Source organism: Vibrio sp. Vb2880 (assembly GCF_033337975.1).
GTDB classification, from domain to species: domain Bacteria; phylum Pseudomonadota; class Gammaproteobacteria; order Enterobacterales; family Vibrionaceae; genus Vibrio; species Vibrio alginolyticus.
This window is the reverse complement of the sequence record NZ_JAWORT010000084.1, coordinates 1-664: the sequence shown is the minus strand read 5'-3', so window position 1 is coordinate 664 and position 664 is coordinate 1. Positions and strand designations below refer to the sequence as shown.

2 tRNA genes and 1 rRNA gene are annotated in these 664 nt (G+C 43.8%); all 3 read left to right on the top strand.

Going from position 1 to position 664, the window contains the following annotated elements:
* A 16S ribosomal RNA gene (locus R7M92_RS25035) occupies nt 1-64 on the top strand; the annotation flags it as partial.
* A 66-nt stretch (nt 65-130) separates the two neighbouring features.
* A tRNA-Ile gene (locus R7M92_RS25030) sits at nt 131-207 on the top strand.
* A 42-nt stretch (nt 208-249) separates the two neighbouring features.
* Nucleotides 250-325, top strand: a tRNA-Ala gene (locus R7M92_RS25025).
* Nucleotides 326-664: the final 339 nt, after the last annotated feature.

Here is a 664-nt window from a genome sequence, read left to right as displayed (position 1 = left end):
CATGACTGGGGTGAAGTCGTAACAAGGTAGCGCTAGGGGAACCTGGCGCTGGATCACCTCCTTAAACGATGATTATTGCGATGAGTGTTCACACAGATTGATACGGTTTATAAAGTAAAGAGACGATACTGGGTCTGTAGCTCAGGTGGTTAGAGCGTTCGCCTGATAAGCGAGAGGTCGGTGGTTCGAGTCCACTCAGACCCACCAATTTCTTTCCCAAGGAATTGGCGACAGTATCGACACCTTGATGGGGCTATAGCTCAGCTGGGAGAGCGCCTGCCTTGCACGCAGGAGGTCTGCGGTTCGATCCCGCATAGCTCCACCATCTTTAAGTGTTCTTGAAAAAGAATCTTTAAAAATGGTTTTCATCAGAAAATCTAGCTCTTTAACAATTTGGAAAGCTGACAAAACAATCTTTAAGATTGTTTGTAAAGTTCTCAATGTTTGTCTTTATGACAAACACCAAAAAACACATTCAAGTGTTCTTGGGAATATCACTTTTACAGTGATTATTCGAAATTGAGTCCGGCAAAATCGAATGTCTCTCGCTCATTCAAATAATGAGAGACAACTTTGGTGATTTGATTATCAACTCGAAACTCCTTCGGGTTGTATGGTTAAGTGACTAAGCGTACACGGTGGATGCCTTGGCAGTCAGAGGCGA